This is a genomic window from Cupriavidus sp. TMH.W2 (assembly GCF_050847365.1).
Lineage (GTDB): Bacteria > Pseudomonadota > Gammaproteobacteria > Burkholderiales > Burkholderiaceae > Cupriavidus.
Genome location: NZ_CP193792.1, coordinates 654,871 through 678,595 on the forward strand (window position 1 = coordinate 654,871; position 23,725 = coordinate 678,595).

Genomic DNA, 23,725 nt, shown 5'->3' on the forward strand with positions numbered 1-23,725 from the left:
CACCTTGCTTTGGCAAGCTCGGGCGGCTTGGGAGCACTCAAACCGCTCTTTCTGCCGGGGGCTTTTACTGCTCCAGCTTGATGTTCTGCACCTTCACAAGATTCTTCATCTTGTCGAATTCCTTCTTGATTTCCGCCGCATGCTGCGCCGGCGTGTTGCCCGACGGCTCGGCGCCGGCGGTGCGCAGGCGCTGCTGGAAGTCCTTGTCCTGCAGGGCCTTGACGGCGGCTTCGTTGAGCTTCCTGATGACGTCGTCAGGCGTGCCGGCCGGTGCCACCAGGCCGTACCAGGCCGGGTCGTTCGGCTCCTTCAGGCCCATTTCGCCAAAGGTCGGCACGTTCGGCATCGATTCCAGGCGCTTGTTCCAGGCCACCACGATCGGACGCAGCTTGCCGGCCTTGATGTAGGGAATCGACGAGGGCAGGTTGTCCACCATGATCGGCACCTGGCCGGCCAGCACGTCGTTCAGTGCCGGGCCCGCGCCGCGGTAGGGGATATGGACCATGAAGGTCTTGGTCGAGACCTTGAACTGCTCGCCCAGCATGTGGCCGAAGCCGCAGGTGCCCGACGAGGCGTAGGAATACTTGCCCGGGTTGGCCTTCAGCACGGCCAGGAACTCCTTGTAGTCCTTGGCCGGGAAGTTCGGGTTCACAGCGATCACGTTGGCCACGTTGGCCAGGTTGGTGATGGGCTTGAAGTCCTTGATCGGGTCGTATGACAGCTTGGGGTTGCAGGCCGGGTTCACGGCCATGGTCGAGACCGTGGAGATGCCAATGGTGTAGCCGTCCGGCGCGGACTTGGCGATCGCGTCCGCGCCGATCGAACCGCCCCCGCCGGCGCGGTTTTCCACCACCACCGGCTGGCCCAGGATGCGGCTCATCTGGTCCGCCGCGCCGCGGCCGACGATGTCGGTGGTGCCGCCGGGTGCAAACGGAATGATCAGCCGGATCGGCTTGGTGGGGTAGCTCTGGGCTTGCGCCGCGGTGGCGGCGGCCGCCAGGGCCAGGGTCAGTGCGAGTTTGCCAGCTTGCATGAGATCATGTCTCCCGTCAGAAATCCGGGCAGGGTGCCACCCGGAAGCAGAAAACCGCCGCAGTGCCACAGGTGGGGCCGTGCGTCGGCAGCGTAATCTGTATCAACCGCCCAGCAGCCCGCGCTTGACGTCGGCGTCGACTGGGCGCTCGCCCAGGAACACCCGCAGCACGGCCTGGTAGAAGTCTTCGCCGGGAATCGGCCGGCCGCGCGGCGTGCCATTGATGGCGACGACGGTGCCCGTCTGCGGGGAGAAATCCAGGTTGATCACGTCGCCCTTGTGCGCGGTGCCAACCTCGCCCAGGGTGCGCTCGAACTGCACCAGCCGCGCCGACAGCTCCTGCACCTGAGACTCGCTGTGGTTGTTGCGAATGCCCTGGCGGATGGCGCGCATGACGGCCGGCGGCTCGGTCTCGCGCAGCATGCGCAACTGTAGCCGCTTGGCCCCCGGCGTGCCCAGCACCACGGCCGCATTGCGGGCTTTTTCCTGCAGGTACAGCGCGGCCACGTAGCCCTTGGCCAGGAAGCCCGCGCGCAGGGCGGTGCCGTTGAGCAGCAATGCCTTGCCGCCCACGCGCGCCGCATCGTCAAAACGGATCCCTTCGATTTCCACCGATCGCGCCGGCTCGGGCACGGCGCCCGCGCCCGTGGCGGCGCAGAGCGCGACCAGCACGGCGGCCAGGCGCAGACAACGGCCCGGGTGCAGACCAGGGCGAAGGGCGGGGCGGAGGAGGGTGTCCGGGCGCGTTGGCGCGGACCGGGTGTGGGACAACATGGCGGCAGGCGTACAACTTGGCATGCCATGCTGGCCCAAATCTGGAAAAATACCTATCCGTATCTGCCCTAGCCTGCACATTCCGGTTTTCCTGCCGTTATCTTTCCCCGCCGCCGCTTGTTGCGCGGCGGCGAGCAGGGCAGCTGCCGCGCCATGCCATCGCCTTCACAACAACGATAAATGTCTTCTGCCCTCCTGCTGGTCCCGGACTTCAGCCTGATCCTCATTGGCTGGCTGCTGGTGCGCTATTCCCCCTTCGACCGCGCCTTCTGGGGCGGCGTGGAACGCCTGGTCTATTTCGTACTGTTCCCGGCGCTGTTGCTGCAGTCGACCAATACCGCGGTGCTGGATTTCTCCTCGACCTCGGCCATGCTGGGGCTGGCGCTGCTGGTGATGGTCACCGGCATGGCCGGCGGCTATCTCGTCAAATGGGTCTTGCGGCCAGACGCGCTGAGCTTTGCCTCGGGCCTGCAGACCGCATTCCGCTTCAATTCTTACATCGGCCTGGCGCTGGCCTCGCGCCTGGGCGGCTCCGAGGGGCTGGCGCTGATGGCGGTGATCGTCGGCTGCACGGTGCCGCTGTGCAACGTGGCGGCAGTGTGGGCACTGGCGCGGCACGGCCAGACCGCGCTGTGGAGGGAACTGGCACGCAACCCGCTGATCCTGGCCACCGCCGGCGGCCTCGCCACCAACCTGCTGGGGCTGCACGCGCCCGAGGTGCTGGGGATGACGCTGAACCGGCTCGGCTCGGCCTCGACCGCGCTGGGGCTGATGACAGTGGGTGCCGGGCTGCAGATGAGCGGCGCCACCGGCACCGCCGGGCCGGTGGCCTGGTGGACCGGGGTCAAGCTGCTGGCGATGCCGTGCGTGGCCTGGCTGGTCGGACGGCACCTGCCGCTGACCGCGCTGCAGTACCAGATCGTGGTGTTGTATGCCTCGCTGCCCACCGCGTCCAGCGCCTATATCCTGGCGGTGCGCATGGGCGGCAACGGGCCGATGGTGGCGGCGACGATTTCGCTGATGACGGTGGCGGCGATCGTGACCACGCCGCTGTGGCTGGCGCTGGTCAGCTGATCTGCGGCGGCGTCTCGCCCTGGGCCAGGGCCCAGTCGATATGCTCGCGCACCAGCGGCGAGGCCGCCTCGCGCCGCGCCAGCAGGGCCACGCGGATGCGCGCGGCCAGTGCCTCGTCTTGCGCGCGCGTGCCCGACAAGGCCGCGCGCAGGCTGTTGCCCAGTCCCACCGCCAGGTTGCGCAGCCAGCGCTCGTGGCCGATGCGGCGGATCGGGCTGCCTTCGAGCCGCTGGTTGAATTCCGCTTCGGTCCACTGGAACAGCGCCACCATGTCGGGGGCGTCCAGCCCATTGCGCACGTCGAAGTCCGGCACCGTGGCCACGTGCGCGAACTTGTTCCACGGGCAGGCCAGCTGGCAATCGTCGCAGCCGTAGACGCGGTTGCCCATGGGCGCGCGGAACTCGACCGGGATCGGGCCCTTGTGCTCGATGGTGAGGTATGAGATGCAGCGGCGCGCATCCAGGCGGTAGGGCGCGATGATGGCGCGCGTGGGACAGATGTCGATGCAGCGGTGGCAGTTGCCGCAGTGGCCGGACTCGGGCGGGTCGGCCGGCAGCGGGATGTCGACCAGGATCTCGCCCAGGAAGAACATCGAGCCGCCGTCGCGGTCCAGCAGCAGCGTATGCTTGCCGCGCCAGCCGAGTCCGCCCTGGCTGGCCAGCGCCACTTCCATGACGGGTGCGGAATCGGTAAAGACGCGGTAGCCGAATTTTCCGATTTCGGCCTCGATCCGGCTGGCCAGTTGCTGGAGACGGCTGCGCAGGACCTTGTGATAGTCGCGGCCGCGCGCGTACAGCGACACCACCGCGGTGGCCGGATCGTCCAGCCGCGCCAGCTCGTGGCGGCGCCAGCCGGGGGCGCCGGCCTGGGCGCCGGCGGTCGGAATGTACGGCATGCGAGCCACGACCGCGCGCACCGTACCGGGCACGAGTTCGGCCGGGCGGGCGCGCCGCAGACCGTGGTTCGCCATATAATCCATGTCGCCGTGGCAGCCCTGCGCCAGCCACGCCATCAGCCCGGGCTCGGCATGGCTGAGGTCGACATCCGCGATGCGCACCGAGGCAAAGCCCAGCTCCGCGCCCCATGCGCGGATCGACGCGGCCAGCGCCGCAAGTTCCCCGGGGCCCGCGGCCCGATGGCCGGTGGTGTCCGAAACTGAAACGGAGGCGGGCGGCACATCTGCCTGCCCTGAGGCGACTCGGTCGATCATTCCTGAATTGTACGCAATGCCATTGCTCGAAGAACGCACCCTGACGCTGCCCGACGAAGCCGCCACCGCGCGCCTGGGCGCCGCGCTGGCCGCCGCCGTGCAGGCCATGCCGCCGCGCACGGTGCATGTGCAGTTGTCCGGCGACCTGGGAGCAGGCAAGACCACGCTGACGCGCGCGATCCTGCGCGCGCTGGGCCATGCCGGCAAGGTCCGCAGCCCGACCTACACGCTGTGCGAGCCCTACGAGGTGGCCCGCGCCGACGGCTCGCCGCTGACTGTCTACCACTTCGACCTGTACCGCTTTGCCGATCCCGAAGAGTGGATCGACGCGGGTTTTCGCGACTGTTTCGCCGAACCGGCCTTCAACCTGGTCGAATGGCCGGAAAAGGCTGGCCGCCTGCTCGGGGAACCGGATCTCCATGTGTTGCTCCAATCGGACATGGCCGGGGCCGATGACGCCGGCGAGCGGCGGATCGCGATATTGCGCGCCTATACTCCCACTGGACTTACCTTGCTGAACGCATGCTGATCAAGCGACTTGCCACCGACCGCCCCGATAGCCCCGACGGCCTGCTGCAGGCGCGCCGCAAATGGATGGCGCAGGCACTGAAGCTCGGCGCGGGCACGGCCGTGCTGACCCTTGCCGGCCCGCAGATCGCGTTCGGCGCCGGCATCGTCGCGGTGCGCGTGTGGCCCGCCGAGGACTACACCCGCGTCACCATCGAATCCGATTCCCCGCTGGCCGCGGTGCACCAGATGATCCGCGACCCCGACCGGCTGGTGGTGGACATCGACGGCCTGGACCTGTCGCCCACGCTGCGCGAGCTGGTGGCCAAGATCACCCCGAACGACCCGTATATCCAGACCGTGCGCGTGGGCCAGAACCGGCCGCGCGTGGTCCGCATGGTGTTCGACCTGAAGGAAAACGTGGCGCCGCAGGTGTTCACGCTGGCGCCTATCGGCAGCTACCGCAACCGGCTGGTGTTCGACCTGTACCCGGTCAACCCGCCCGATCCGCTGTGGAAGCTGGTGCGCGACACCGAGGAAAAGCAGCGCCGCTTTGCCACCTCGGACCCCGCGCCGGGCAGCGAAGGCATCGCCGGCGCCCCGGCCGGGGCCGAGGAAGACGCGATCGGTGCGCTGGTGCGCCGCTTCGACGAGAAGGGTGACGTGCCGCCCACCACCGCACCGCTGCCGCCGCCGGTGGCCTCGGCCCGGCCCAGGCCATCCGTACCGCCGGTGCCGGCCCCGAGCGCCCCGGCGATGCCGCCGGTCGCACGCGACAATCCCACCGCCGAGCGCCCCTTCAAGATGCGCCGGCTGCTGACCGTGGCGATCGATCCCGGCCATGGCGGCGAAGACCCGGGCGCGATCGGCGCAGCGGGCTCGCGCGAGAAAGACGTGGTGCTGCAGATCGCGCACCGGCTGCGCGCCAAGATCGACGCCCAGCCCAATATGCGCGCGATGATGACGCGCGACGCCGACTTCTTCGTGCCGCTGAACGTGCGCGTGCAAAAGGCGCGCCGGGTGCAGGCCGACCTGTTCGTGTCGATCCATGCCGATGCCTTCCTGTCGCCCGAGGCGCGCGGCGCATCGGTGTTCGCGCTGTCCGAGCGCGGCGCGTCCAGCACCGCGGCGCGCTGGCTGGCCAACAAGGAAAATTCCGCCGACCTGATCGGCGGCGCCAATATGGGCAACAAGGACGCGCAGGTCGCGCGCGTGCTGCTGGACCTGTCCACCACCGCGCAGATCAACGACAGCCTGCAGGTCGGCAAGGCCGTGCTGGGCGAGATCGGCGGCATCAACAAGCTGCACAAGGGCAGTGTCGAGCAGGCCGGGTTTGCGGTGCTGAAGGCGCCGGATATTCCGTCGATCCTGATCGAGACAGCCTTCATCAGCAATCCGGAAGAGGAGCGCAAGCTCAACGACAACGCGCACCAGGAGCAGCTGGCCAATGCGATCCTGAAGGGGATCCGGTCGTACTTCGCGCGCAATCCGCCGCTGTCGAAGAATCCGTCGGTGTAAGTCTGGCAGGTATAAAAAAAACCGGGCATGCCCCTAATGCTGTTCAGTTAGCGACTGTCGTTCCCGCGCAGGCGGGAACCCAGTGACTTCATCCCCGAAGGGGGACGTGAAAGACGCTGGATTCCCGCCTGCGCGGGAATGACGGTAGGGCTTGAGACCTTAACTGAACGGCATTAGGGGCATGCCCCGGTTTTTTCATGCCTGCGTGATTCAGGCCCGCGCCGCGGCCTGGTCCTCCAGCAAGGCATCGCGGTTGGCATAGCGCGACGCGATCACCGAGCAAACGATCAGCTGCAGCTGGTGATAGACCATCAGCGGCAGCACCAGCAGGCCCAGTGCCGGATGGCCGGCAAACAGGATCTTGGCCATCGGGATGCCATTGGCCAGGCTCTTCTTCGAGCCGCAGAACACCGCGGTGATTTCATCCTCGACGGAAAAGCCCAGGCGGCGCGCGGTCAGCGTGGTAAAGCCGAGCACCACGAGCAGCAGCACCGCGGCGATCAGCATCACCGCGCCGATGGTCTGCCACTGGTACTGGTGCCACAGGCCTTCGGCGGTAGCGTCACAGAACGACGAATAGACGATCAGCACGATCACGCCGCGGTCGATCTTGTTGGTGATGTGCTTCTTCCTTGCCAGCCAGCTGCCGATCAGCGGACGCAGCAACTGCCCCAGCGCGAACGGCAGCAGCAGTTGCAGCGCCACGCCGGTGAGGGCCTTGCCCAGCGGCATCGATGCGCCGCTGGCGCTGATCACCAGCCCCATCAGCAGTGGCGTCACCAGCATCCCGATCAGGCCCGAGATGGTGGCGTTGAAGATTGCACCGGAGACATTGCCGCGCGCCATCGAGGTCATCGCCACCGACGACGACACCGTCGATGGCAGCGCGCACAGGAAGAACACGCCCAGCAGCAGGTCGGGTGGCAGCGTATGGCGCAGTGACAGCATCAGCAGCGCGCCCACCATCGGGAACACCACGTAGGTGAAGGTCTGCACGAAGACGTGCAGGCGCCAGTGTTTGGCGCCCGCCACCAGCCTGTCGCGCGACAGCGCCGCGCCATGCAGGAAGAACACCAGCGCCACGCCGAAACTGGTCACTACGCCCAGGTGCAGCGGGCCTTTGCCGGTGCCGATTTCAGGGGCGACCAGCGCGACGGCAATGGCCGTCAGCATGACCAGGACAAAGCCGTCGATCAGGTCATAGAGCTTCTTGAGGTTGCGGACAATACGAGACATGACTGCGGGTGGATCCTGCAAGGCTAGGGTTTTGCCTAGTATTGGACGATAGCCGGGTCTAGAATGCAAATTCATTTATCGAATCTATTTATCCAGTCGTTGCATGAATTACACACTGCGCCAGCTGCGCGTCTTCCTGGCCGTCGCCAATAGCGGCGGCTTCAGCCGGGCTGCGGATGTGGTCGGCCTGACCCAGCCCGCGGTCAGCCGCGGTGTAGCTGAGCTGGAAGAAGCACTTGGCGTGCGCCTGCTGGACCGCACCACGCGCGAGGTGGTGCTGACCGAGGCCGGCCATGCACTGGCCCCGGCGCTGGAGCGCCTGCTTGGCCAGCTTGACGACACCCTCGAGGAAACGCGGCAGCTTGGTGAGCGCTATCGAGGTCGTGTCGTGATAGCCGGAGCCCCGACCATCTCGGCCCGGCTGATGCCGCTGTACGTGGCCGCCTGCGCCGCCCAGTACCCGGAGATCCGACTGACCGTGCGCGACAACGTCCAGGCCGACGGCCTGGAGCAGGTGCGCGCCGGCGCGGTGGACTTTGGCGTGCTGATCGATCCGCTGGTGCGCGACGGCCTGCTGGTGGAGCCGGTGGCGACCGATCCGTTCTGCTTTGTGTGCCGGCGCGACCATCCGCTGGCACAGTCCACGTCGGTGCCATGGGCGGCGCTGCATGGCATGCGGCTGGTGCTGCTGGACTTTGCCTCGGGCAGCCGGCCGCTGATCGACCGCGTGCTCGGCCGCCATGGCGTGGTGCCGCAGGTGGTGCAGGAGCTGGGCCATTCGGCCAGCGTGTTCGGCATGGTCGAGGCCGGCATCGGCGCCTCGGTGCTGCCGTCGTTTTCGCTGCCGCTGCCGGCGGCGTCGCCGCTGGTATGGCGCCCGCTGGTGCCGCGCGAGGAGCGCAGCATCGTCATGGTCCGGCGCGAGGACCGCTCACTGTCGCCGGCCGCGGCGGCGGTGTGGGAGCTGGTGCGCCGCCTGACCGTGCGGGCCGAGGCGCCCGCACTGGGCGCCGCGGCCTGATCCGGTCACATCGGCCGGTCTGGCGCGCCCACAACATCACTCAGAGCCACCTTGTGCTGCTGCCCGGCTGAGCGGGCAGTGCCAGTCAATTACTTCGGCTGCATCCGGATCGCGCCGTCCAGGCGGATCACCTCGCCGTTGAGCATGGTGTTCTCGATGATCGCACGCGCCAGCTTGGCGTACTCCGCGGGGCGCCCCAGCCGCGGCGGGAACGGCACCATTTTGCCGAGCGCGTCCTGCACTTCCTGCGGCATGCCCAGCAGCATCGGCGTCTCGAAGATGCCCGGGGCGATGGTCATGCAGCGCACGCCGTCGCGCGACAGGTCGCGCGCGATCGCCAGCGTCATCGCCACCACGCCGCCCTTGGATGCGGCGTAGGCCGCCTGGCCGATCTGGCCGTCAAAGGCCGCCACCGACGCGGTATTGATGATCACGCCGCGCTCGCCTTCGCTGTCGGGGGTGTTCTGCACCATGGCCGCGGCGGCCAGGCGGATCATGTTGAAGGTGCCGACCAGGTTGATGCGGATGGTCTTGTCGAAGGCGTCCAGCGGGTGCGGGCCGTTCTTGCCGACGGTCTTGTTGGCGGAGGCGATGCCGGCGCAGTTGACGATGCCGGAGAGGCGGCCCAGGGCCTGGGCCGCCGCTACCACGGCCTGGCCGTCGGCTTCGGAGGTGACATCGCAGCGGACGAACTGGCCGCCCAGTTCAGTCGCCAATGCCTGGCCGGTGGACTCGTTCAGGTCGGCGATCACGACCTTGGCGCCGGCTTCGGCCAGCATGCGGGCGGTGCCCGCGCCCAGCCCGGAGGCGCCGCCGGTGACGATGAATACGTTGCCCTGGATTTGCATTTGGGGTGTCTCCTTTGGGGTTTGTTGCCGTTTACGTAAACGTCAATTGGTTGGCGGTATTTTACGGGGTGGTGGGGGATGTGCAAGGGGGGGCTTCCTGCCGCCAGCAAAACACCCCACGTCCGCCAAACACGTCCCCCAAATAACAAAAGCGACCCAAAGGCCGCTTTCAGATTGCGTAGCAGAACAGGAAAAAATTACTTCAACGCCTCAAACACCCGCGCAGTAATCTCATCCACATTCCCCACCCCCAGGATCTTCCGATACTTGGGCGGCGCCACCTTGGCCGAAGCATCGCCCTTGGCAGCCCAGTCGGAGTAGTAATCCACCAGCGGACGGGTCTGCTGCGAGTAGACATCGAGACGCTTCTTGACGGTCTCTTCCTTGTCATCGTCGCGCTGGATCAGCGCCTCGCCGGTCACGTCGTCCACGCCCTCGGCCTTGGGCGGGTTGTACTGGACGTGGTAGGTGCGGCCCGAGGCCACGTGCACGCGGCGGCCGCTCATGCGTTCGATGATGGCGTCGAACGGCACGTCGATTTCCAGCACGTAGTCGATTGCCACGCCCGCTTCCTTCATCGCCTCGGCCTGCGGAATGGTGCGCGGGAAGCCGTCGAACAGGTAGCCGTTCTTGCAGTCGTCTTGCTTCAGGCGGTCTTTTACCAGGCCGATGATGATGTCGTCCGACACCAGTCCGCCCGCGTCCATGACTTTCTTGGCTTCCACTCCCAGCGGGGTGCCAGCCTTCACCGCGGCGCGCAGCATGTCGCCCGTGGAGATTTGCGGAATGCCGAACTGCTCGCAGATGAACTTGGCTTGCGTGCCTTTGCCGGCGCCAGGCGCGCCCAACAGGATCAAACGCATTTACGGGTCCTCAGAGTTTTCAATCTGGTATGGCGGGAGATCAGAAGGAGGGTAACGCCGTAACTTGACGCAGGACTTACTGCGGTCCTGTCGCGTTCTGACTGCGTTCAGCGCGGGCGCTGCTCACGCGTGCCCACGCGTACGGCCGGTGGCGGCTGCCAGGGGGATGGCGGCGCGGCGACCGGACGGGCTCTATCTTTATCTCCCCACCGAGCCTTGGCCGGCGGCACGATTGCTCGCGCCAGCCGGGCGGCTCTGTATCGGCATGCATTATGCCATGAGGCGGCGCGAAATCGGCCTGAAATCCGCCCCCCGGTTCAGGTTGCAGCAGTATGAACCTGAGCGGGCAGGCGCCCGCGCGGGGATTTTTTCAGGGGCCTTCCTGGGCCATCGACTGCGCCCACAGCGCGCGCACCCGTTCCAGGTCGGCCGGGGTGTCGACGCCGGGGGCCGGCGCGGCGCTGGTCTGCAGCACTGCAATGCGCTCGCCATGCCACATGGCGCGCAGTTGCTCGAGCGCCTCGGTCTGCTCCAGCGGCGCCGCCGCCAGGGTCGGGAAACGCCGCAGGAAACCGGCGCGATAGGCGTACAGGCCGATATGGCGCAGCACCGGCATGCCGGGCAGCGGCACCTGGGCCAGCGCCGCGGGCACGGCCGGCACGCCCGACCAGGCATCGCGCGCCCAGGGGATCGGCGCGCGCGAGAAATACAGCGCGCGGCCGGCGGCGTCGCACACCACCTTGACCACGTTGGGATTGAAGACGTCGGCGATGTCCTGCAGCGGGTGCGCCGCGGTGGCGATGGCGCAGTCGGCATGGTGCGCCAGGTGCAGCGCCACCTCGTCGATCAGCGACGGCTCGATCAGCGGTTCGTCGCCCTGCACGTTGACCACGATGGCGTCGTCGGCCAGGTCCAGCCGGGCCGCCACTTCGGACAGACGATCGGTGCCGGAAGGGTGGTCGGCGCGGGTCAGCACGGCTTCGATGCCATGCGCGGTGCAGGCCTGCGCCACGGCAGGCGCATCGGTGGCGACCACGGTGCGCTGCGCCGACGACGCATGCGCGCGTTCGGCCACGCGCACGATCATCGGGCGTCCGCCGATATCGGCCAGGGGCTTGTCAGGCAGGCGCGTCGAAGCGAGCCGCGCGGGAATGACGACGGTGAACGCCGGGACAGTCATGGCGCGCTCAATTGCCGGCGGCGGGGGCGTCCGGATTGACCACGCGGCCCGGCACCGACTGGCGGGCCTCGTCGGCCAGCATCACGGGGATGCCGTCGCGGATCGGGTACGCCAGCTTGTCGGCGTGGCAGATCAGCTCCTGCGCGGCGCGGTCGTATTCCAGCTTGCCCTTGCACAGCGGGCAGACCAGGATTTCAAGCAGCCGGTTGTCCATCTCGGTGTTCCTTGTTGCGCCCGCCGGCGCCGGCGGTGGCGGCCGGCGCGGTCGGCGCGGGTTTGATTTGCGCCTGCACGGCGCGGCGGATTTTATCGATCAGGCCGGCGTCGATCACGGGCCTGGTGGGCACGACCCAGATGCGCGGATCGTCGAAGCGCTCGCATTTTACGGCATCCTTCTCGGTAATCAGGATCACGTCGGCATCGAGCGCGTCGGGATGATCGGCGAACGGGTCGGCGACAAAGTCATAGTGGTCCGGCAGCGGCAGCGTCTTAGGCGTCAGGCCCGCGCCGCGCAGGCTGGCGAAGAAGCGCTCGGGGTTGCCGATGCCGGCGGCGGCCAGCACGCGCCGGCCGGCAAAGGCGCCGACCGGCCGGGCCATGGTGGGATCGGCGAGCTGCCAGGCGTCATCCAGCTCCAGCCGCATGCCGTACACGCCGGGACGGTCGGGCGTGGCGCGGAAGTCGGGGTCGTTGATCAGGGTGGCGTCGCGCGGGCGCGAGAGCGGCTCGCGCAGCGGGCCGGCCGGCAGCAGCAGGCCGTTGCCGCCCATGCGCGAGTCGAACATCACGATCTCGAAGTCGCGCTGCAGCTTGTAGTGCTGCAGGCCGTCGTCGAGCAGCAGCACGTTGACGCCGGGGTGCGATACCAGCATGGCCTGCGCGCACAGCGCGCGGTCGGGGAAGACCCAGACCGGCACGTCGGTGGCGCGCGCGATCAGCAGCGGCTCGTCACCGACGTCGGACGCTTTCGAGGTCGGCTTCACCCGGCGCGGATGCTTCAGCTGCACGCCGTAGCCGCGCGATACCACGCCGGGCCGCAGCCCGGCTTCGGTCAGCGCCTGCGCCAGCGCGATCACCGCCGGGGTCTTGCCGGTGCCGCCCACGGTCACGTTGCCGACCACCACCACCGGCATCGGCAGCCGCGTCGACTTGAACCAGCCGCGCTGGTAGCCATGGCGGCGTACCCGCGCGATCAGTCCGAACAGCAGCGAGAACGGCAGCATCACCCACGCGAACCAGCCGCGGCGTTGCCACTGGGCGGTCACGAAGTCGGCAAGGGCATGTCGGGGAACGGGCATGGGCGCGGCGGGCGGTGGGTCCGAGGTGGCAGGCGGTGGTCGGGATGCGATTGTAGTGCGCTCGCGGCTTCGCCCCTCGGGCGGCCCAACCATTATGGGCATTGCACAGCGCATGCGGCAAGCCCGCGGGCCGCATGCGCGGGCGTGGCAGGGGATCAGCGCGGCTGCGCGCTCTGCGTGGCGAAGGTCAGGCGCGACAGCCCGGCCAGCCGCGCGGCTTCCATCACGTTGATCACGGCCTGATGGCTGGCCTGCGCGTCGGCGTTGACGATCACGACCGGCAGCTGGCTGCTGGCGTTGCTGCCCGAGGCGGCCCGCAGCTGGTCGGCCAGGCTGGTGACGTCCTTCTGCTCCATCACCTGCTTGTTCACGGAATAGACCCCGCGCGAGGACACCGACACCACGATCTCCTGCGGCCGCTGCCGGGCGCGCTCGGCGTCGGCGGTGGGCAGCTGGATCTGCAGCTCGGTAAAGCGCGAGTACGTGGTCGTGATCATCAGGAAGATCAGGATCACGAGCAGCACGTCGATCAGCGGGATCAGGTTGATCTCCGGCTCTTCGCGCCGCTGGCGGGAACGGAAGTGCATGGTGTTCGGTCCCGTGCGGCGATCAGGCGCGGCGCTGCGGCAGGATCGCGTCGAGGAACGACGTGGCGCGGAATTCCAGCTCGGCCACGTAGTCGTCCACGCGGCGGCGGAAGTAGCGCCAGAAGACCAGCGCCGGGATCGCCACGATCAGGCCGAAGGCGGTGTTGTACAGCGCCACCGAGATGCCGTGCGCAAGCTGCTCCGGGCTGGCGCCGGTGCCGCCCTGGCTGCCGAAGATCTCGATCATGCCGATGACCGTGCCCAGCAGCCCCATCAGCGGCGCCACCGACGCAATCGTGCCGAGCGCATTCAGGTAGCGCTCCAGTTCATGCGCGACCACGCGGCCGGCTTCTTCGACCACGTCCTTGGCGGCGTCGCGCGAGGTATGCGGCTGCAGCACCACGTGGCGCAGGCCGGCTGCCAGCACCCGGCCCAGCGGCGAATTCTGTTCCAGCGTGTTGACCACTTCCGGCGTGGCGCGGCGCTGCTGGGCGGCCGCCAGCGCTTCTTCGTAGAGTTTGGAAGGCAGGACCTTGCTGCGCTTGAGCGTAAGAAAACGTTCGACGATCAGCGCCAGCGCGATGATCGAGGCGAGCAACAGCGGCCAGATCGGCCAGCCGGCCGCTTGAATGATGGAAAACAATTGGACCCCCGCGATCGACAACCGGATAACAAAACCCCAAACCACCTGTCGGCATGCCTTGAGGCGCGTCTGAGTGATGCCTTGCCGCGCTCCGGCATTGCTCTGAAAAATCAGGCGCCACTCTAACCTGCGGCCTGTCGCGCGGCAAGGGACGGCATGCGTGGCTGTCTCGGGCGCGCATCGCGTCCGCCGCCTGCGACTGGGGCTTTCCACAGCGCGCAGGGACAGTGTTGTGGATCGATTGTGGAAAGCTGACTGACAAGCCTGCTAACACACTGATCCGTAAGGACAAAGAGATTGCTGCTTAAATCTTGTGCAAAGACCTCTCGGCGGCCCTGCGGCGCATCGTGCACGTTGAAAACCGTGGCATTCCACAGACTGGCAGGGCATGTCCGTTTGCTGGCGCGCGTTTTGGTGCGGCTTTCCACACAGCAGCGGGACAGTGCTGTGGAGGGCTTGTGGAAAGCTGCCTGAGAGATTACCTAAGTCGTTGATTTCAAAGACGGGGAATGAGTCTGCTTAAAAAACAGGCAAACGGATGTATCAGCCCGCCCGGCGCGCTGCCTTAGCGCTGGTGCGGCAGAAGCCGGGTTTTTCCACAATCTGCAGGGAGAGGATTGTGGACGGCCTGTGGACAAAGCCGGGAGAAGATATCCAAGTTATTGATTTCTATGATTTCACACAACCCTGCCCGGAAATTGTGCAATTGCAGCACAATCGTTCCGATTCCGCCATCGGGCTGAACTGGCGCGTGCCATGCGCAGGGCGCGGCGCTTTCCATGAGAGTGCATGCGCGGCAGAGGCCACTCGCGCCAGAAAAGTGGATCTTGCGGCGCCTTTTACCCGGAGAGGCTGTGGATAACTTTGTGAACAAGCCTGTAGGGCGCCATGTAAGTGGTTGATGCAAAAGAGAATTGGTTATATTGCCTAATTTCTGTTTTGGTTTTAAATCGCATAAGAATCAAAGGGTTGCATGGGTTCATGCGGCTTTCGGGGCAGGGTGCCGGCATCAGCGCTGCCCCCTTGACATAGCGGTTATGCTGTGGACATGTCCCATTCACGCCGCTTCCCGCCGGTGCGCCATGTCTGATTTGCCAAACCTTGCGCATGACCCTTCCTCCACCGCGCCGCGCAGCGGCCGCGATGTCATCCCTGTCGGTGAGCTGAACCACAGTATTGCCAGGCTGCTCGAACGCAGCTTTCCGCTCGCCTGGGTACGTGGCGAGATCTCAAACTTCACGCGTGCGGCGAGCGGGCACTGGTATTTCTCGCTGAAGGACGCGCGCGCGCAGATCCGCTGCGTGATGTTCCGGGGTCGCAATCAGCATGTCGACTTCCAGCCGCGCGAGGGCGAGGCAGTGGAAGTGCGCGCTGTCGTCACTATGTATGAGGCGCGCGGCGAACTGCAGCTGGGCGTGGAGGCGATGCGCCGCGCGGGGCTGGGCAACCTGTATGAGGCTTTCCTGCGGCTGAAGGAAAAGCTGGCGCAGGCTGGACTGTTCGCGCCGGAGCGCAAGCGCCCGGTGCCGGCGCATCCGCGCACCATCGGCGTGGTCACGTCGCTGCAGGCAGCGGCGTTGCGCGATGTGCTGACCACCTTGCGCCGGCGCGCGCCGCATGTGCCGGTGGTGGTCTATCCGGTACCGGTGCAGGGCGCGGGCGCGGCGCAGAAGATTGCCGACATGATCGATGCGGCCGGCGCGCGGCGCGAATGCGATGTGCTGATCCTGTGCCGGGGCGGGGGCAGCATCGAAGACCTGTGGTCGTTCAATGAAGAGGTGGTGGCGCAGGCGATTGCACGCTGCGTGCTGCCGGTCATCTCCGGCGTGGGCCACGAAACCGACTTCACCATCGCTGACTTTGTCGCCGACGTGCGCGCGCCCACGCCGACGGGCGCGGCCGAACTGGTCAGCCCCGATCGCGCGCACCTGCTGGCACAGGCCATGCGCGCGCGCGACGCGCTCACGCAAAGCATGCGGCGCGGGATGGACCTGCGCGCGCAGCACCTGGACTGGCTGGCGCGGCGCGTGCGCAGCCCGCAGGCGCAATTGCAGGAGCGGCGCGTGCGCGTCGACAATCTGGCGCGACACTTGCGGTCGGCATTGCGTGACACCGTAGTGTCGCAGCGCCACCGGCAACAATTGCTGGCAATGCGCTGGAGCGCGTGCCGCCCCGATGCCGGCGCGGCCCATGCCCACGTGACACGCCTGTGGCAACGGCTGCAGGCCGCCGCTGCGCGCCAGCACGAGCGCGCCGGCCAGCGCCTGGCGCGCAGCGCCGGCGCGCTGGAACTGCTGGCGCCACAGCGCACGCTGGAACGCGGCTATGCAGTGCTGCTCGACCAGCGCGGACGCGCGCTGCGTTCGCCCGCCGAGATCCGCGCTGGCAGCGTGCTTGAAGCGCATCTGGCCGAGGGTGTGGCCGACCTGGCGATTGCCGGCGTGCAGGCCAAGCTGCCGGAATTCTGAGGGTTCGCGCGGCGCCGGGAACGCCTCCCATTCGCGTCGGACAGGCCCGCCGGAAATCTTCCGGAAACCCGCGCGCGGACAAACTAACATCGGAGCAGGGGGCTTTGTCCCGTGGTTTGCGCGGGTCTTGCAAGTCCCCTACAATCGGCAATTCCGGACCCACAACCCCAACCCACAGAGACAGAACAATGGAACACAAGCTCCCCCCGCTCCCGTACGCGCATGATGCCCTGGCTCCGCACATCTCCAAGGAGACCCTGGAGTTCCATCATGACAAGCACCACCAGACCTACGTCACCAACCTGAACAACCTCATCAAGGGCACCGAGTTCGAGGACGCGACCCTGGAAGAGATCGTCAAGAAGTCGTCGGGCGGCATCTTCAACAACGCCGCCCAGGTGTGGAACCACACCTTCTACTGGGAATCGATGAAGCCCAACGGCGGCGGCCAGCCGGCCGGCGCGCTGGCTGATGCCATCAATGCCAAGTGGGGCTCGTTCGACAAGTTCAAGGAAGAGTTCACCAAGACCGCAGTCGGCACCTTCGGTTCGGGCTGGGCCTGGCTGGTCAAGAAGGCCGACGGCTCGCTGGACCTGGTGTCCACCTCCAACGCCGCCACGCCGCTGACCACCGATGCCAAGCCGCTGCTGACCTGCGACGTGTGGGAACACGCTTACTACATCGACTACCGCAATGCCCGTCCCAAGTACGTCGAGGCATTCTGGAATGTCGTGAACTGGGACTTCGCCGGCAAGAACTTCGCTGGCTGATCCGCGGTTGTTTCGTGGGAATAAAGGTTGAAACAAGGCATAAACTTTGAATCAACTGATGTACCCACGATCAATATGGCTTGATACCAGTGACGCGCTTTGCTTGAGCTCCGTGGCTCCATAGCGTTCAGCGCCCAATCAGGTAGGGTCGGCATCAAAGAGATGACTCGACTTCACTGGCTCTTATGCCCCGGCATCGTTAGATGTTCGGGGTTTTGTTTTGTTCGGGGGATACCCACCGCCTCAATAGATCGACGATTGTTCGATGCCGGCCGATCTGAGAGGTCAAGTTTTGATAGGTCTGGCAGCCTGACGACCAACAATGAATTCACCGTCGTCGACAATTCGATAGGTACCTGACCTACGAACGCCTCTTGGCCGATGCGGACACTGATCTGCCATCGGTCGACCGACAGAAGAGGGGTAGCAGACGGGGGATAGCCTGGCGGGCCGCCGGACCGACCAAAAATCGGGTCATTCCGTTAGTCAAAGCCTGATGCCAGTCTGTTGGCCGGTAGCGTCGTACTCGACGTCGGCGGTTCGGCTTTGGGAGTCCAAGGCACGGAATTTGCTGAGACAATTCGGGCCGAATCGGTCGGCCTGCAGCCTCGGAGGCAAACCATGAACAAGAGTCAGATCAAGGGTGTCGGAGAGAAGGTCAGGGGCAAGATCAACGAGGCCGTGGGAAAGGTTAGGGGCGACCGGGCGCAGGCAGTAAAAGGCAAGTTGCAGCAGGGCGCAGGCGAAGCCAGGAAACAAGCTGGGGACGCGAAGGAGCAGGTAAAAAAGAACAACCCGTGAAGTATCTTCGTTAAAGATTGCCATACATTGCACCTGGGCTGATTTCAGCCAATAGGCGGACGTGCGCAATCCGACGCTGCGGAAGGCTGTTCTCGCTCAAGGGAAGGGCAATACTCTTCGGCCGCCTTTCGGGGCGGCTTTGTCTTAGAGGCTGGCGATGATCGTTGCTCGGAAGATCGCACCAAAGTTGGCACGCTTGTTCGCGAGGTAGCGCAAGCGGGCTTGCGGAAGCGCATGCGCGACGAACAGTGCGGGTAAGCCTGGCGCCTGCTGCGTGGCGCCAGCGGGCAGTACCGCATCCATGGCGGTCGCGACTGTGTTTCGGCAAATGGCGCCCAGCCTCGAGTAGCGGAGTTCGAATGGAAACCGACTTTACTCCTGCGCCCGCCTCAGGCGCCCAGCGCAGTCCCTGGCTTGAGAAACTGGGGCCCGGCATCGTAACGGGCGCCGCCGATGACGATCCGAGTGGCATCGCCACGTACTCGCAGGCAGGTGCAGCTTTCGGCTATAACATTCTCTGGACAGTCTTGTTTACCTATCCATTGATGGTCGCCATCCAGATCATCAGCGCCAGAATTGGTCGAGTTAGCGGGCACGGACTTGCGACGAATATCCGTCGCCACTATCCGTTATGGCTCCTCTACGGCGCAGTCGTCCTCCTGCTCGCGGCCAATACCATTAATATTGCCGCCGATCTGACGGCGATGGGTGCGGCCATCAACCTGGTCGTGGGTGGTCCGGCGCGCCTCTATACCGTTGGACTTGCCTTGTTTTCACTCGCGCTGCAGGTGTTCGTTCCCTACAAGAGCTACGTGCGGGTACTCAAGTGGCTAACACTTGCGTTGTTTGCCTATGTAGGCGTCGTTTTTGCCATCAGGATTCCGTGGGCAACCGTCGCGATCCGGACGGTGTTACCGCATCCGTCCTGGAGCAGTGTCTATCTCACCACCATCGTCGCAGTGTTCGGTACGACCATCAGCCCCTACCTGTTTTTCTGGCAAGCCTCACAAGAGGTGGAGGAGCTCCAGGCTGCGCCCGGCCAGCACGCATTGAAAAAGGCGCCCTGGCAGGCGCTGGCGAATCTCAGGCGCATTGGTTCTGATACGCGGATCGGCATGGCGTTCTCGAACCTCATCGCGTTCTTCATTATTCTTACCACCGCTGTGACGCTCCATGAACACAACATCACCGATATCCAGACGTCGTCCGAGGCGGCGGCAGCGCTTAAACCGATTGCAGGGGAATTCGCATTTCTGCTGTTCAGCCTGGGCATTATCGGGACAGGACTGCTCGCATTGCCCGTTCTCGCCGGCTCTGCGGCTTATGCGATGGCCGGCGCATTCAGGTGGAAAAACAGTCTTGAATTGGAACCTCGCCTTGCCAAGCGATTCTACGGAACCATCGTGCTTGCCACCATGGTGGGCCTTGCACTGGGCCTGACATCGATCGACCCGATCAAGGCGCTTTTCTGGAGCGCGGTCATCAATGGTGTGACGTCGGTTCCGATCATGGTACTCCTGATGAAGATGGCCGGGCGCGTGGACGTGATGGGAAAACTCACCATTTCGGGCAGTCTGCGAGTCGTAGGCTGGCTTGCGACCGGAGCAATGGGCGCTGCAGTACTGGCAATGTTCATGTTGCAATTGATTCGTTGAATCAGACCACAGGCTGCCGACCCAGACGCCCAAGCATGGTTCGGGAGGTCGTGATGGCTTTACCCAAGGTCATTTGCTAGCGTAGACGCACCGCGAACGGAAGGCCATTGCCTCATGCACAAATACCTGCGTCGCCGTCGAATCTTTGCCATCGCGGTGCTTTTACTCGCGGCCCTCTCAACGCCCCACTATGCAGCGGCGGAAGATAATATTGACGCCACGTCGAGCCTGGAGGCTATAGCGCCGGCCAGCGACAGTGAAATCTCGAAATCCGAGGAGAGGTTTTCAGTGCACGGCCAGACCACCTATGTCTGGCAGTACAAACCAGCATTTTCCGCGGCATATTCCGGTGCCAAGAGCCTGTTGCCAACAACGGAACACGGCTATTCCTGAACGGCCACGGTGAGCATGGGAATGCGTCTGTGGCACGGCGCCACTGTGTACCTGGACCCCGAACTGATTCAAGGAGTGGCCTTTTCCGGGTCGCAAGGTCTCGGCGGGCTCGCCAACGCTGAACTGGCCAAAGCGGCAGTTGCGAATCCCACCATTTACAGGGCCAGGCTCTTCCTTCGGCAGGAGATCGGCCTGGCTGGAACAACCGAGGCTATGGAGTCTGGACTCCATCAGTTGGCAGGGCAGCGGAGCAGTCGCCGGATTGTCCTGACGGTTGGAAACTTCTCGGCGTTGGACGCTTTCAACAGCCTTCTAACGCTCTGTCGTCGGCCTGTCGACTGCGGGCCGAATGCCGCATCACAGCGGTGGCCTGGTCCAGTAGGGACTCTGACCGTAGTACGCATGCACTGTCTGGCCCCACTGTTGGTCTGCCATGCTCGGCCAACTGTCCTTATTGAATCCCGCATCAGCCTTGATGCGCTCGGCAGTCGTGGCAATGCGGAAGCATTTCTCATCGGTATCCATGACAAGTGCGCTCCACGGAATCGCGTGGAGGGTGTCGCCGATACCGAGGAAGCCACCAGTCGTCAGCACTGCATAAGCGATGCTGCCACGCCGTACGTCTAGCATGATTTCCGAGATCTTGCCGACATGCTCGCCATCGGATGAAAACGCCTTGGTGCCGTCAAGAGTGGATGCAGCCATGACTTCCGGGCCGGGTCCAGCTCCCACGCCGGAACCGACTATGGCGGCGCCCTGGCTGCTTGGGGGGTGCGTTTGCATGTTGTGCTCCTTCGGTTAAATGAGCGAATGCTTGGCATATGCAATGCGTGTGCCCGCACGTGACCCAAGTCGGACCATCTGCCCGGCTGCGGCAGACCGACTATTTGCCGTGCTGGCGGCACGCAATGGGCATTTGTCACGGCAATTCTTTCCGTGCCCCATTGCAGAAAAAATACATGCCAGCACCGGCCAGGGTGCGTCGCCGAAGAAATAGGTAGGTCCGGTTCTGCCACTTCTCATAGCTTTCCTCGTTGAGACTGGCTCCCACTCGCGTCCTCATTACCGATTGCGGCCAAATGCCCATCAAGGCTCCAAGCGCCTCCGCTTGTTATTCGGGGATCTCAGACTTGCAACCTGGCGGCATGCCGGCAGCTTGCTGCAATCGGATAGTCAGGTTGTCAGCGTTGGGGCTGTGCGGCGCGCCGTTTGCACGGTGCGCTGCGCTGCTGTCAGCCTTATTGGGTAGCCGCTTCCGTCATGGATTCTTCAGCGCAGGGCTCGGCGGCGGATGCCGCGCGAGGCTCGGCGGCCGGCTCGGCAGCGCGGATGCGCAGCACGGTCTGGCGCGACGTGTTGAAGCGTCTTGCGGTCTCGCTCACCGAATGGCCTGCGGCCAGCGCCATCAGGATGGCGTTGCGCTGCTCGGGTGTGTGCTTGGGCGGGCGGCCCACCTGGCGCCCCATGGCCTTGGCTGCGGCGAGGCTCTCGCGCACGCGCATGCTGCGGGTGGCGCCTTCCAGCGCGGCGATCGCGCGCAGCACCTCGAAGGCCTCAGGGGGCGTCGGGCTGGCCAGGTCGTGACGGGACAACTGCTCGCAATACAGCGCCACACCCAGCAGGCGGAAACGCCGGATGGTGGCCAACACCTCGGGCACGCTCCAGCCCAGGCTGCACAGCCGCAGCGACACGACGGCGTCGCCCGGCTGCGCCTGATGCTGCAGCGCGCGCAGGCGCGGGCGCTGCAGTGCGGGCACTGACGCGGGCTCTTCTTCACAGAAGGCATGGCGCACGTCCACGCCGAAACCGGCCTCGTTTGCGGCCTGCAGTTCGTCCATCATGGCCGGGTGGCCGTCGGCACAATTGGAGTAGAGGAATGTGGTGGGCATGGTGACAACTGACGACGTGGGCGCGCCATACGATATCGATTGCATTTTGGAGGGGGATGTCCCGGTTTCGTCCTATTGCGCCATCCCGCAACTTCCGTGCCGCGCCGCACGGCGTGACTGGGAATGATCGTAGACGCGCGCCATGTACGCGAAAGACGTCCTGGCAAGCTGTGGTCTGCCGGCGCGCCGCCACGGGCGCAATTACAAGGCTTCGTGCAGGAGTTGCAATGACTGGCGAAAATCCGGGCGGCAACGTGCCCGGGGCCCATTGCACGGTGCTGCCGGAATGCGTCGCCCGCGATGTGGAGGCAGCGGAAGGCGAACTGATCAGCCCATCAGCGGATTTGAAGGAGTTGCACAACGCGGCGCGTCCCGCGCGCACGAACGGGATGTTACGATGACGCGGTCATCTCTTGCCGTACTGCAACTGCCACATGACCTTCGTCGTGACGGATGCCTGCATCCAGTGCCGCCATACCGATTGCGTCGAGGTCTGCCCGATGTCGTGCTTCCACGAAGGGCCCAACTTTCTCGCCATCGATCCTGACCAGTGCATCGACTGCTCGATGTGCGTACCGCTGTGCCCCGTTGGCGCCATCTACTCGGAGCATGACCTGCCCGAGGACCAGCGCCACTTCATCGCGCTCAACGCCGAACTGTCGCGGCGCGCAGACTGGTTGCCGCTGTTGAAAGCCAAAGGGCCGATCCCCGGCCATGAACAATGGGCCGATCATCCTGACCGCTTGTCCTTGCTCAAGCGCTAGCGCTGCGGCGTGGTGCCGTAGTCCGGAAAGGCTTCTTCCAAGGTCAGCACGGTGCCGGTCAGAGCGCCGTCGTAGCCGGGCAGTGCATTGACGCGCTGGCGGAAGGCCTCGCTGGTGAGCGCGTCTACCGCACCGGCCAGCGCCGCGCTGCGCAGCTTGGCGCGCTCGATGGCAAAGAAGTAGCGCTCCTTGATCACCGGCACGAACTCGAGCCCGAAGCGCCGCGCCGCGGTTTCCACGCCAAAGCCCACATCCGCCATGCCGCTGCCGATATACGCGGCCACTGCGGCGTGCGTGAACTCGCCATTGCTGTAGCCCTCGATGCGCGCCGTGCCGATGCCGCGCGCGGCCAGCATCAGGTCCAGCAGCAGCCGCGTGCCCGAGCCCACCTGCCGGTTGACGAAGCGCACCTCGCGCCGGGTCAGGTCCTCCAGCGTGCGGATGCCGAGGGGGTTGCCCGGCCGCACGAACAGGCCCTGGCTGCGCACCGCCAGGTGCACCAGGCAGTGGGTGTCAGGCTTGAGCCACGTGGTGAAGTGCCGCCACATGCCGTGCTCGAACTCGCCCACCGGCACATGGAAACCGGCGATATCGCACGCGCCTTCGGCCAGAGCCGCCACGGCCTCGACACTGCCGCAGTACTTCAGGTCGTGCCGCACCTGCTGCTCGTCGAGAAAGTCGCGCAGCGCCGCCACCGCGAAGCCGTGGCTGGCGTGCAGCCGCGCCGTGGCTTCGGGCTGCTCCATCAGCTTCTTCAGCTCGATCTCCAGTTCGGACGCCAGGCTGTCCAGCGTCGGCGACAGCCGCGCGCCGATGCGCTTGCTGGCCCACACCAGCTGCTGCGCCAGCGGCGTCAGCGCACTGCCGCGCCCACGGGTCTTGTCGATCAGCGGGCCGCCGAACAGGGCCTCGGCATCGCGCAGGATGCCCCAGGCGTAGCGGTAGGACAGCGATACCGCCTGTGCCGACTGGCTGATGCTGCCGGATTCCCCGATATGGCCGAGCAGGGCCACCAGCCGGGACACGTCCAGCGCTTCCCCTCCGGGGCTGGTGTCGTCCCGGATCTGCAGGTGCGGGTGGATCGAAATGCGCATCATATGTAGAAAATAGCTTATTGATGGGGCGCTGTCACTCTCATATAGTCCTTCAAACGGGAAAAACGGCGACGTCGATACCCGTAAATAGGAAAAAAA

The 23,725-nt window shown here is 65.6% G+C and carries 26 protein-coding genes; 11 read left to right on the forward strand and 15 right to left on the reverse strand.

Features of this window, described 5'->3' with window-relative positions; all coding sequences use genetic code 11:
* Positions 1–64 precede the first annotated feature (64 nt).
* Together ACREYQ_RS03060 and ACREYQ_RS03065 are read right to left on the reverse strand one after the other, a co-directional pair.
* On the reverse strand, positions 65–1,033 hold the full coding sequence (locus ACREYQ_RS03060; protein ID WP_432259327.1) for a tripartite tricarboxylate transporter substrate binding protein BugE: 969 nt from the start codon (positions 1,031–1,033) through the stop codon (positions 65–67).
* 102 nt (positions 1,034–1,135) lie between these two features.
* Complete coding sequence (locus ACREYQ_RS03065) at positions 1,136–1,831, reverse strand: chalcone isomerase family protein (protein WP_432259328.1); 696 nt, start codon at positions 1,829–1,831, stop codon at positions 1,136–1,138.
* A gap of 156 nt (positions 1,832–1,987) precedes the next feature.
* Between ACREYQ_RS03065 and ACREYQ_RS03070 the strand changes: the two genes are divergently transcribed.
* Positions 1,988–2,881: an AEC family transporter gene (locus ACREYQ_RS03070; protein WP_432259329.1), complete on the forward strand. Its 894-nt coding sequence runs from the start codon at positions 1,988–1,990 to the stop codon at positions 2,879–2,881.
* Here the strand turns inward: ACREYQ_RS03070 and queG are convergent.
* Complete coding sequence (queG, locus tag ACREYQ_RS03075) at positions 2,874–4,091, reverse strand: tRNA epoxyqueuosine(34) reductase QueG (protein WP_432259330.1); 1,218 nt, start codon at positions 4,089–4,091, stop codon at positions 2,874–2,876. The genes ACREYQ_RS03070 and queG overlap by 8 nt on opposite strands.
* A gap of 16 nt (positions 4,092–4,107) precedes the next feature.
* Between queG and tsaE the strand changes: the two genes are divergently transcribed.
* Together tsaE and ACREYQ_RS03085 are read left to right on the forward strand one after the other, a co-directional pair.
* Positions 4,108–4,620 carry a tRNA (adenosine(37)-N6)-threonylcarbamoyltransferase complex ATPase subunit type 1 TsaE gene (gene tsaE / locus ACREYQ_RS03080; RefSeq protein WP_432259331.1) on the forward strand — a complete coding sequence of 171 codons (513 nt, stop codon included), beginning with the start codon at positions 4,108–4,110 and terminating at the stop codon, positions 4,618–4,620.
* Positions 4,614–6,116 carry an N-acetylmuramoyl-L-alanine amidase gene (locus tag ACREYQ_RS03085; protein WP_432259332.1) on the forward strand — a complete coding sequence of 501 codons (1,503 nt, stop codon included), beginning with the start codon at positions 4,614–4,616 and terminating at the stop codon, positions 6,114–6,116. Before tsaE ends, ACREYQ_RS03085 begins: the two co-directional genes overlap by 7 nt.
* A 210-nt stretch (positions 6,117–6,326) precedes the next feature.
* On the opposite strand, the gene ACREYQ_RS03090 is transcribed toward ACREYQ_RS03085, so the two are convergent.
* The gene (locus ACREYQ_RS03090; RefSeq protein ID WP_432259333.1) at positions 6,327–7,352 is read right to left on the reverse strand and encodes a bile acid:sodium symporter family protein; all 1,026 of its coding nucleotides are present in this window, start codon (positions 7,350–7,352) and stop codon (positions 6,327–6,329) included.
* A 103-nt stretch (positions 7,353–7,455) separates the two neighbouring features.
* Between ACREYQ_RS03090 and ACREYQ_RS03095 the strand changes: the two genes are divergently transcribed.
* Positions 7,456–8,373, forward strand: a complete 918-nt coding sequence (locus ACREYQ_RS03095) for a LysR family transcriptional regulator (protein ID WP_432259334.1) — start codon at positions 7,456–7,458, stop codon at positions 8,371–8,373.
* An 89-nt stretch (positions 8,374–8,462) separates the two neighbouring features.
* On the opposite strand, the gene ACREYQ_RS03100 is transcribed toward ACREYQ_RS03095, so the two are convergent.
* The 7 genes from ACREYQ_RS03100 to ACREYQ_RS03130 all read right to left on the reverse strand — a co-directional run bounded on the left by ACREYQ_RS03100 (position 8,463) and on the right by ACREYQ_RS03130 (position 13,792).
* Complete coding sequence (locus tag ACREYQ_RS03100) at positions 8,463–9,221, reverse strand: 3-hydroxyacyl-CoA dehydrogenase (RefSeq protein WP_432259335.1); 759 nt, start codon at positions 9,219–9,221, stop codon at positions 8,463–8,465.
* A 197-nt stretch (positions 9,222–9,418) separates the two neighbouring features.
* Positions 9,419–10,084: an adenylate kinase gene (gene adk, locus ACREYQ_RS03105; RefSeq protein ID WP_432259336.1), complete on the reverse strand. Its 666-nt coding sequence runs from the start codon at positions 10,082–10,084 to the stop codon at positions 9,419–9,421.
* 370 nt (positions 10,085–10,454) lie between these two features.
* Positions 10,455–11,264 (reverse strand): 3-deoxy-manno-octulosonate cytidylyltransferase, encoded by an 810-nt coding sequence (kdsB, locus tag ACREYQ_RS03110; protein WP_432259337.1) that lies wholly within the window; start codon positions 11,262–11,264, stop codon positions 10,455–10,457.
* Between the two features lie 7 nt (positions 11,265–11,271).
* A complete protein-coding gene (locus ACREYQ_RS03115) occupies positions 11,272–11,478 on the reverse strand; it encodes a Trm112 family protein (protein WP_013955684.1) in 207 nt (68 codons plus the stop codon).
* The gene (gene lpxK, locus ACREYQ_RS03120; protein ID WP_432259338.1) at positions 11,459–12,562 is read right to left on the reverse strand and encodes a tetraacyldisaccharide 4'-kinase; all 1,104 of its coding nucleotides are present in this window, start codon (positions 12,560–12,562) and stop codon (positions 11,459–11,461) included. The genes ACREYQ_RS03115 and lpxK overlap by 20 nt, the downstream gene beginning before the upstream one ends.
* 155 nt (positions 12,563–12,717) lie before the next feature.
* Positions 12,718–13,149 carry an ExbD/TolR family protein gene (locus ACREYQ_RS03125; protein ID WP_432259339.1) on the reverse strand — a complete coding sequence of 144 codons (432 nt, stop codon included), beginning with the start codon at positions 13,147–13,149 and terminating at the stop codon, positions 12,718–12,720.
* A 22-nt stretch (positions 13,150–13,171) separates the two neighbouring features.
* Complete coding sequence (locus ACREYQ_RS03130; RefSeq protein ID WP_432259340.1) at positions 13,172–13,792, reverse strand: MotA/TolQ/ExbB proton channel family protein; 621 nt, start codon at positions 13,790–13,792, stop codon at positions 13,172–13,174.
* Between the two features lie 1,082 nt (positions 13,793–14,874).
* Here ACREYQ_RS03130 and xseA point away from each other — a divergent pair.
* The 3 genes from xseA (at position 14,875) to ACREYQ_RS03145 (ending at position 17,831) form a co-directional block, all read left to right on the forward strand.
* Positions 14,875–16,260 carry an exodeoxyribonuclease VII large subunit gene (xseA, locus tag ACREYQ_RS03135; protein WP_432259341.1) on the forward strand — a complete coding sequence of 462 codons (1,386 nt, stop codon included), beginning with the start codon at positions 14,875–14,877 and terminating at the stop codon, positions 16,258–16,260.
* A gap of 188 nt (positions 16,261–16,448) precedes the next feature.
* The gene (gene sodB / locus ACREYQ_RS03140) at positions 16,449–17,030 is read left to right on the forward strand and encodes a superoxide dismutase [Fe] (protein ID WP_432259342.1); all 582 of its coding nucleotides are present in this window, start codon (positions 16,449–16,451) and stop codon (positions 17,028–17,030) included.
* Positions 17,031–17,651: 621 nt separating this feature from the next.
* Positions 17,652–17,831, forward strand: a complete 180-nt coding sequence (locus tag ACREYQ_RS03145; RefSeq protein WP_432259343.1) for a CsbD family protein — start codon at positions 17,652–17,654, stop codon at positions 17,829–17,831.
* A gap of 144 nt (positions 17,832–17,975) precedes the next feature.
* Here the strand turns inward: ACREYQ_RS03145 and ACREYQ_RS03150 are convergent, their stop codons facing one another.
* The gene (locus ACREYQ_RS03150; protein WP_432259344.1) at positions 17,976–18,134 is read right to left on the reverse strand and encodes a hypothetical protein; all 159 of its coding nucleotides are present in this window, start codon (positions 18,132–18,134) and stop codon (positions 17,976–17,978) included.
* Between the two features lie 56 nt (positions 18,135–18,190).
* On the opposite strand from ACREYQ_RS03150, the gene ACREYQ_RS03155 reads away from it, so the two are divergent.
* Together ACREYQ_RS03155 and ACREYQ_RS03160 are read left to right on the forward strand one after the other, a co-directional pair.
* Positions 18,191–19,486: an NRAMP family divalent metal transporter gene (locus tag ACREYQ_RS03155; protein ID WP_432259345.1), complete on the forward strand. Its 1,296-nt coding sequence runs from the start codon at positions 18,191–18,193 to the stop codon at positions 19,484–19,486.
* 114 nt (positions 19,487–19,600) lie between these two features.
* Positions 19,601–19,879 (forward strand): hypothetical protein, encoded by a 279-nt coding sequence (locus ACREYQ_RS03160; protein WP_432259346.1) that lies wholly within the window; start codon positions 19,601–19,603, stop codon positions 19,877–19,879.
* A 357-nt stretch (positions 19,880–20,236) separates the two neighbouring features.
* Here the strand turns inward: ACREYQ_RS03160 and ACREYQ_RS03165 are convergent, their stop codons facing one another.
* Positions 20,237–20,662, reverse strand: coding sequence for a PRC-barrel domain-containing protein (locus tag ACREYQ_RS03165; protein WP_432259347.1), 426 nt, complete (start codon positions 20,660–20,662; stop codon positions 20,237–20,239).
* 455 nt (positions 20,663–21,117) lie between these two features.
* Entirely contained in the window at positions 21,118–21,768 is a 651-nt protein-coding gene (locus ACREYQ_RS03170) for a recombinase family protein (RefSeq protein ID WP_432259348.1), read from the reverse strand.
* Positions 21,769–21,995: 227 nt separating this feature from the next.
* Between ACREYQ_RS03170 and ACREYQ_RS03175 the strand changes: the two genes are divergently transcribed.
* A complete protein-coding gene (locus ACREYQ_RS03175; protein WP_432259349.1) occupies positions 21,996–22,169 on the forward strand; it encodes a hypothetical protein in 174 nt (57 codons plus the stop codon).
* A gap of 33 nt (positions 22,170–22,202) precedes the next feature.
* Entirely contained in the window at positions 22,203–22,532 is a 330-nt protein-coding gene (gene fdxA, locus ACREYQ_RS03180) for a ferredoxin FdxA (RefSeq protein WP_432259350.1), read from the forward strand.
* Here fdxA and ACREYQ_RS03185 read toward each other — a convergent pair.
* Complete coding sequence (locus tag ACREYQ_RS03185; RefSeq protein WP_432259351.1) at positions 22,529–23,629, reverse strand: substrate-binding domain-containing protein; 1,101 nt, start codon at positions 23,627–23,629, stop codon at positions 22,529–22,531. The two genes, fdxA and ACREYQ_RS03185, sit on opposite strands and share 4 nt — an antisense overlap.
* Between the last annotated feature and the right edge of the window lie 96 nt (positions 23,630–23,725).

Coding starts and splice junctions, on each gene's coding strand:
- xseA (WP_432259341.1), top strand. CDS start 14,875: ATGTCTGATTTGCCAAACCTTGCGCATGACCCTTCCTCCACCGCGCCG.
- ACREYQ_RS03185 (WP_432259351.1), bottom strand. CDS start 23,629: ATGATGCGCATTTCGATCCACCCGCACCTGCAGATCCGGGACGACACC.
- ACREYQ_RS03155 (WP_432259345.1), top strand. CDS start 18,191: ATGGAAACCGACTTTACTCCTGCGCCCGCCTCAGGCGCCCAGCGCAGT.
- ACREYQ_RS03115 (WP_013955684.1), bottom strand. CDS start 11,478: ATGGACAACCGGCTGCTTGAAATCCTGGTCTGCCCGCTGTGCAAGGGC.
- ACREYQ_RS03145 (WP_432259343.1), top strand. CDS start 17,652: ATGAACAAGAGTCAGATCAAGGGTGTCGGAGAGAAGGTCAGGGGCAAG.
- ACREYQ_RS03090 (WP_432259333.1), bottom strand. CDS start 7,352: ATGTCTCGTATTGTCCGCAACCTCAAGAAGCTCTATGACCTGATCGAC.
- ACREYQ_RS03060 (WP_432259327.1), bottom strand. CDS start 1,033: ATGCAAGCTGGCAAACTCGCACTGACCCTGGCCCTGGCGGCCGCCGCC.
- queG (WP_432259330.1), bottom strand. CDS start 4,091: ATGATCGACCGAGTCGCCTCAGGGCAGGCAGATGTGCCGCCCGCCTCC.
- fdxA (WP_432259350.1), top strand. CDS start 22,203: ATGACCTTCGTCGTGACGGATGCCTGCATCCAGTGCCGCCATACCGAT.
- ACREYQ_RS03100 (WP_432259335.1), bottom strand. CDS start 9,221: ATGCAAATCCAGGGCAACGTATTCATCGTCACCGGCGGCGCCTCCGGG.
- ACREYQ_RS03095 (WP_432259334.1), top strand. CDS start 7,456: ATGAATTACACACTGCGCCAGCTGCGCGTCTTCCTGGCCGTCGCCAAT.
- tsaE (WP_432259331.1), top strand. CDS start 4,108: ATGCCATTGCTCGAAGAACGCACCCTGACGCTGCCCGACGAAGCCGCC.
- kdsB (WP_432259337.1), bottom strand. CDS start 11,264: ATGACTGTCCCGGCGTTCACCGTCGTCATTCCCGCGCGGCTCGCTTCG.
- lpxK (WP_432259338.1), bottom strand. CDS start 12,562: ATGCCCGTTCCCCGACATGCCCTTGCCGACTTCGTGACCGCCCAGTGG.
- ACREYQ_RS03170 (WP_432259348.1), bottom strand. CDS start 21,768: ATGCCCACCACATTCCTCTACTCCAATTGTGCCGACGGCCACCCGGCC.
- ACREYQ_RS03150 (WP_432259344.1), bottom strand. CDS start 18,134: ATGGATGCGGTACTGCCCGCTGGCGCCACGCAGCAGGCGCCAGGCTTA.
- adk (WP_432259336.1), bottom strand. CDS start 10,084: ATGCGTTTGATCCTGTTGGGCGCGCCTGGCGCCGGCAAAGGCACGCAA.
- ACREYQ_RS03085 (WP_432259332.1), top strand. CDS start 4,614: ATGCTGATCAAGCGACTTGCCACCGACCGCCCCGATAGCCCCGACGGC.
- ACREYQ_RS03175 (WP_432259349.1), top strand. CDS start 21,996: ATGACTGGCGAAAATCCGGGCGGCAACGTGCCCGGGGCCCATTGCACG.
- ACREYQ_RS03160 (WP_432259346.1), top strand. CDS start 19,601: ATGCACAAATACCTGCGTCGCCGTCGAATCTTTGCCATCGCGGTGCTT.
- ACREYQ_RS03070 (WP_432259329.1), top strand. CDS start 1,988: ATGTCTTCTGCCCTCCTGCTGGTCCCGGACTTCAGCCTGATCCTCATT.
- ACREYQ_RS03065 (WP_432259328.1), bottom strand. CDS start 1,831: ATGCCAAGTTGTACGCCTGCCGCCATGTTGTCCCACACCCGGTCCGCG.
- ACREYQ_RS03125 (WP_432259339.1), bottom strand. CDS start 13,149: ATGCACTTCCGTTCCCGCCAGCGGCGCGAAGAGCCGGAGATCAACCTG.
- ACREYQ_RS03165 (WP_432259347.1), bottom strand. CDS start 20,662: ATGCAAACGCACCCCCCAAGCAGCCAGGGCGCCGCCATAGTCGGTTCC.
- sodB (WP_432259342.1), top strand. CDS start 16,449: ATGGAACACAAGCTCCCCCCGCTCCCGTACGCGCATGATGCCCTGGCT.